5 protein-coding genes are annotated in these 6,200 nt (G+C 38.2%); 1 reads left to right on the top strand and 4 read right to left on the bottom strand.

What is annotated here, in order from left to right; all coding sequences use genetic code 11:
* From larE to gndA, 4 genes are all read right to left on the bottom strand, one after another.
* Positions 1 to 543, bottom strand: a 543-nt coding sequence (gene larE, locus V7147_RS20045; RefSeq protein WP_335369581.1) for an ATP-dependent sacrificial sulfur transferase LarE, incomplete at its 3' end; no start/stop codon positions are given.
* An 85-nt stretch (positions 544 to 628) separates the two neighbouring features.
* Positions 629 to 1,399, bottom strand: coding sequence for an SDR family oxidoreductase (locus V7147_RS20040; protein ID WP_335369580.1), 771 nt, complete (start codon positions 1,397 to 1,399; stop codon positions 629 to 631).
* 66 nt (positions 1,400 to 1,465) lie between these two features.
* Positions 1,466 to 2,734 (bottom strand): lactate racemase domain-containing protein, encoded by a 1,269-nt coding sequence (locus V7147_RS20035; protein WP_335369579.1) that lies wholly within the window; start codon positions 2,732 to 2,734, stop codon positions 1,466 to 1,468.
* Between the two features lie 426 nt (positions 2,735 to 3,160).
* On the bottom strand, positions 3,161 to 4,573 hold the full coding sequence (gndA, locus tag V7147_RS20030; protein WP_335369578.1) for an NADP-dependent phosphogluconate dehydrogenase: 1,413 nt from the start codon (positions 4,571 to 4,573) through the stop codon (positions 3,161 to 3,163).
* A 347-nt stretch (positions 4,574 to 4,920) separates the two neighbouring features.
* On the opposite strand from gndA, the gene V7147_RS20025 reads away from it, so the two are divergent.
* Positions 4,921 to 6,200 (top strand): dihydroxy-acid dehydratase domain-containing protein (locus V7147_RS20025; protein ID WP_335369577.1); only part of this gene is annotated, 1,280 nt, incomplete at its 3' end.

Raw genomic sequence — 6,200 nt, 5'->3', positions numbered from 1 at the left:
AGCAATCCGTGATGAAAGACATGCAAAAGAAGGTTTGCTCCAAGTCGGCAAATCAAATTCACGGGATAGTTCCCTGATTTCATCTTTAAAAAGATTTGCCTCTTGTAATGGACCACGAATTCCTTTTTCCTTGGCAGCCTTCATACCAGGGCGGAATTCATTCAAATCATCAGCGATGACTCCATACACAATATTATGAAAACCCTCTCGTTCCATAACAGGAATAAGATGATCAAACAAACTGCTCTTACAGAAATAACAACGATTTCGATCATTTTCTGTATAGCCAGGAATAGCTAGCTCCGATGTTTCAATAACACGATGGTTGGCCCCAATGTGTTTTGCAAGGACCACGGCTTCCTTAAGCTCAGTTGAAGGATATGTTTCCGAATCAGCAGTTACCGCCAAGACATTTTCTTTTCCAAGTGTGTCAACAGCTACCTTTAGTAAAAAGGTACTGTCAACTCCACCGGAAAAAGCAACGACAACTGATTCCATCTCTCGGAGAATTGACACAAGCTTTTGAAACTTCTCGTCGATCATTGTCTTCTCCCCTTCTCTCCCGGTTGTAATTGATCTCTTTCTCTTTCTATTTATATCATTTAAAATACGTAACAGAAGTACTATTTTAGATAGTCATGCTTCCAAATCCGCCATCAACGCGAATGAATGTACCAGTTACGAAGCTAGAAGCATTTTCAGATGCTAAGAATACTGCAGCTCCTTTTAGCTCATCAGGGTTACCGAAACGATTCATTGGAGTGTGCCCCATAATTGATGCCACACGCTCTTCACTTAAGATTTTACGGTTTTGTTCTGCAGGGAAGAATCCTGGAATAATTGCATTGACACGAATTCCGTGTGGTGCAAATTCTCTTGCTAAGAACTGAGTCATGCTGTTTACACCAGCTTTTGAAACTGAGTATGTGAATACTTTAGATAATGGTGTTGTAGATGACACAGAAGAAATATTGATAATGCTTCCTTTACGTCCAGAATCGATCATTTTCTTTGCGAAAATTTGAGTAGCTACAACATAACCTTTTAAGTTAACATCCATGATTTTGTCATACTCGTCCATTTCAAGTTCAAAAAATGGAGTTGGACTGTTCATACCTGGAGCGTTAAGAAGGACGTCAATACTACCAGACCAAGCTTCGATTTCATTTGCAGCATTTTCAAGTGATTCACGAGAAAGAACATCTGCTGTGAAAGCTTTCGCCACTCCACCCGCCGCTTCGATTTCTTTTACAACTGCTTCTGTTTTTTCAAGGTTGCGTCCGACAATGGCAACTTTTGCGCCTTGTTCAGCAAATCCCATACAGATAGAAGAACCTAGAACACTATTTCCACCGATTGCTACAGCTGTTTTTCCAGTTAAGTCAAATAATTTAGTCATGTCTATTCCCCTTTTGATGTAATTAGTTCTAATTCAGTCAGGCTTTGAACCCTGACTGAATATCAATTAAAATAGGTTGCCGTTTTCGTCAAAGTCGAAATCGTAAAGGTCTGATGCCTGTTCCATGTTTGGATGTTGATTAATGTACTCTAATAGGGCTTCCGATACTTCGATTTCACTTACATGTAATGTATCTTTGATACGAACCATTTTTACCTTCGTAAAATCTAAGATATTACATGTTTTGATGGCTGCTTGAAGTGCTTCTTTATCATTTGGCAGTGTTGTTGCAATTTTCGTTGGAGCAACAACTGTTGAAGTCAACCCATTTGCATATGTGAATTCAAGGTCCATTTTGTCCACTAGACGTTGGGTAGTAAAGTCGGCTGTCCCTACCCCATTTGCATTACCTTCTGTTTCTGGAGTTAGATTCAACACTACCATTTTGTTTACATCAGGCCCACCATGTGCATATGGGGTCGGGTAACGACCGGTAATATTAGGATCCATGCCGTCTCCACTGATATTTTTACCTATTTGATCGATGACAAGGACATCGAGTTGATCAAAAAATAGCTTAGGAAGCAGTTGCTTTGCTTGTGCTTGAAGTTCAGGCTCTTTCTCAACAATTTCATGAGGCAGCATGACTTCAATTCTTGCAACCCTGTCAAATGCATTTTCGACAGTTGCAACACCAAAGAGAAATGGGGTTTTTTCCATAATCATCTGTGCCATTGCAGGAACATTTTCTGCCATATATTTAAAGCCTAATTGATGGCAAGCCTCAGCTCCTTTTTGCTTTCCAAGACCAATGCTGATCATTTTCTGGATACCGCTTTCAACTGAGCCACGGAATGCTGTATGTGGTTTTACACGATTGATAACAACGATCCCGTCAGCTTTAGATGCATATTTATCAATGTAAACAGGTAAGCCATTTGGAAGTTCGCCTAACTTAATAACTTCCATAGAAGAACGTATTTCACAGCCTACACTTTCTTCTGTTACACCAAGATGTTTTAACACATCACGTTGACCTTCACCAGTGGCGCCACCATGGCTACCCATACTAGGTACAATAAAAGGCTTTCCGCCCATGTCTTTAACGAATTGTACAGTGGTTTTCGTAATGTCAACTAAAGCGTCAATTCCACGACTTCCTACAGCAATTGCAATTTCCATGCCAGGTTTAATGGATTGTTTCACTTCTTCTCGATGGAATTTATTTGTTAAATCGTCTACAAGATTTTCAACCTTTGTATCATCAAAATGCTGTTTGACTTTGAGCATTTTTGGAACTGGAATATCCTTTAATAAATCTTGGAGAATACCCATGATAAGAATCCCTCCTAATCAAATGCGCCTTGGCGTATTTCCGCCAGATTTTAGGCCCACACGATGTGGGTCATGAAGACCTCGCCACAGGATGTGGCGTCTTTAGTCTTCGATTTTACTAGCCTCGAAAAATTATCTTTGAAAAATCGTGGCATCCCAGGAGGCTTAACTTTATTCATTTCTTTGTTTGAATCTACCACTGAATTGTATACTCTACCTGCATTCACCCCACCAAAAGTAAGTGACCCCCGCTGAATAAAGGTAAAATAACATCTAACAACAGTTTACGCATTTTTCGAAGCGATGTCTCCTGTTTTGCACTTTAACAATGGTAGCCCAGATGATGTGGTGTAATCCCTTACATCCAAAGCTTAGAATTATAAAAAATAAAAGCCGGGGCTTCAATGTCGAAACCCCAACAAGTATTTATTCCATCCAGTTAGTATGGAAAGTTCCTTCTTTGTCAACGCGTTGGTATGTGTGTGCACCGAAGTAATCGCGTTGTGCTTGAAGAAGGTTTGCAGGTAATGTTTCAGTACGGTAGCTATCATAATATGCAATAGCACTAGAGAAACTTGGAACAGGAATTCCTTTTTCTATAGCTAGTGAGATTACCTTACGTAATGATGCTTGGTAACCTTCTGCAATTTCCTTAAAGTAAGGATCTAATAATAGGTTTGCTAATTGTTGGTCACGGTCGTATGCTTCTTTGATATTTTGTAGGAATTTTGCACGAATGATACATCCGCCACGGAAAATCATTGCGATTTCACCGTATTTTAAATCCCAGTTATATTCTTCAGATGCAACACGCATTTGTGCAAAGCCTTGTGCATATGAAATAATTTTACTTAAGTAAAGAGCTTTACGAACTGCTTCAATAAGTTCCTGTTTGTCTCCATCAAAACCTTCTGCTGAAGGACCAGAAAGAACTTGGCTTGCTTTCACACGCTCATCCTTCATTGCTGAGATGAATCGAGCAAATACAGATTCAGTAATAATTGGTAGTGGAACACCTAAATCTAGAGCGTTTTGGCTAGTCCATTTACCTGTTCCTTTTTGACCTGCTGTGTCTAAGATAACGTCAACAAGTGGTTTACCTGTTTCTTCATCTTTTTTAGTGAAAATATCTGCAGTGATTTCTATTAAATAACTGTCTAGCTCACCTTTGTTCCATTCAGCAAATACTTCATGAAGTTCGTCTGTGCTTAAACCTAGAACGTTCTTAAGGATGAAATATGCCTCACAGATTAATTGCATATCTCCATATTCAATACCGTTGTGGACCATTTTTACGTAATGTCCTGCACCATTTGGTCCGATATATGTACAACAAGGGTCACCTGATACTTTTGCAGAGATTGCTGTTAAGATTGGTTCCACAAGCTCGTATGCTTCTTTTTGTCCACCAGGCATAATTGAAGGACCTTTTAATGCTCCCTCTTCACCACCTGAAACTCCAGTTCCGATGAAGTGGATTCCAGTAGATTCTAATTCCTTATTACGACGAATCGTGTCTTGGAAGAATGTATTACCACCATCAATTAGAATATCATTTTCTTCAAGATAAGGCTTTAGTGAATCGATTGTCGCATCAGTTGCAGGACCTGCTTTAACCATTAATAAAATTTTACGTGGTTTTTCTAGTGAATTAACAAATTCTTCAATTGTTTTTGCGCCAACAAAGTTTTTGCCAACCGCTTCATTTTGAAGGAATTCTTCTGTTTTTTCGTATGAACGGTTAAAAACAGCAACAGAGTACCCTCTGCTTTCTATGTTTAACGCTAAGTTTTTACCCATTACTGCTAAACCAACTACACCTATTTGTTGCTTAGACATTAAAATCAAACCTTTCTACTTATGTAATAAAGATAGAAAACAAATCATGAGGTTATTTTGTGTATCTTTTAAAGTGATTATGACAATTTATTTATTAAAAGATTATGTTAAAACCAAATAATTAATTTGTTTCCTAAACTAACTATTTATATATAGAAGAATATACCCTTTCAGCCAATTCGTCAACTGTTGAAATTTGTAGAATCTATGAAGATGTTAACCTATTTTTAAATAAAATTTCATGAAAACTTTGAAATTTATTAATTGATTATCTTAAAAATAGTGTTACAATGAGTAATAATTTAAATTTTCAATTTTGTTTTACTTTTTAAATGGAGGTAATTTTTATGGCAGATTTACGTAGTAACATGATTAAATCAGGATTTGATCGAGCTCCTCATAGAAGTTTGCTTCGCGCAGCTGGAGTTAAAGAAGAAGATTTTAACAAACCTTTTATAGCAGTAGTAAACTCATATATTGATATTGTTCCAGGGCATGTTCATTTACAAGAGTTTGGAAAAATTGTGAAGGAAGCAATTCGTGAAGCCGGTGGCGTTCCATTTGAAATGAACACAATTGGTGTTGATGACGGAATCGCAATGGGTCATATCGGAATGAGATATTCCCTACCAAGCCGTGAAATTATTGCTGACTCTGTTGAAACAGTTGTGTCAGCCCACTGGTTTGATGGAATGGTATGTATTCCAAACTGTGACAAGATCACCCCAGGAATGTTGATGGCTGCAATGCGTTTGAATATCCCAAGTATCTTTGTAAGTGGTGGACCTATGAAAGCTGGTCGAGATGCGGCTGGAAATCCTCTAAACCTTAATTCTGTTTTTGAGGGTGTCGGAGCTTTCCAATCTGGTCAAATTGATGAAGCAAGATTAACAGAACTTGAACAATTTGCATGTCCAACATGTGGTTCTTGTTCTGGTATGTTCACTGCAAACTCTATGAACTGCTTAGCAGAAGGACTTGGTCTTGCTCTTCCTGGTAACGGTACAATCCTAGCTGTTTCTGAAGAAAGAAAAGAATTTGTTAAAGAATCAGCAAAACAATTAATGTATTTAATTGAAAAAGATATCAAACCTCGTGATATTGTAACAGTAGATACAATTGATAATGCTTTTGCATTAGATATGGCGATGGGTGGCTCTACAAATACGGTTCTACACACTTTAGCATTAGCTAATGAAGCAGAAATTGAGTATTCTTTAGAGCGTATTAATGAAATTGCAGCTCGGGTACCACACTTAGCAAAAATTGCCCCTGCTTCTGATCATCACATTGAAGATGTGCATAATGCTGGTGGTGTTAGTGCAATTATAAATGAATTACTTAAAAAGCCTGGTGCAATCAAAGGAGATTGCTTAACTGTTACAGGTAAGACATTAGCTGAAAACGTAGCAGGCTGTGAGATTACAGATCATAATGTCATCCGTCCACTTGAAAATCCTCATTCTGAACAAGGTGGATTAGCTGTTCTATTTGGTAATCTAGCTCTTGAGGGTGCGGTTGTTAAGGTTGGTGCTGTTGATCCATCCGTTGGCGGCTACCATAGAGGCCCTGCTGTTTGCTATGATTCACAAGAAGATGCCCTATCAGGTATCATCGTAGGTAAAGT

Source organism: Bacillus sp. JJ1521, from assembly GCF_036965165.1.
GTDB lineage: Bacteria > Bacillota > Bacilli > Bacillales > Bacillaceae_L > Ferdinandcohnia.
The sequence above is the reverse complement of the archived record's forward strand: the minus strand, read 5'-3'. Positions and strand labels throughout refer to the sequence as shown.

Bases quoted from the DNA above. Each gene is read 5' to 3' on its own strand.
- V7147_RS20040 (WP_335369580.1), bottom strand. From the start codon at position 1,399: ATGACTAAATTATTTGACTTAACTGGAAAAACAGCTGTAGCAATCGGT.
- V7147_RS20035 (WP_335369579.1), bottom strand. From the start codon at position 2,734: ATGGGTATTCTCCAAGATTTATTAAAGGATATTCCAGTTCCAAAAATG.
- gndA (WP_335369578.1), bottom strand. From the start codon at position 4,573: ATGTCTAAGCAACAAATAGGTGTAGTTGGTTTAGCAGTAATGGGTAAA.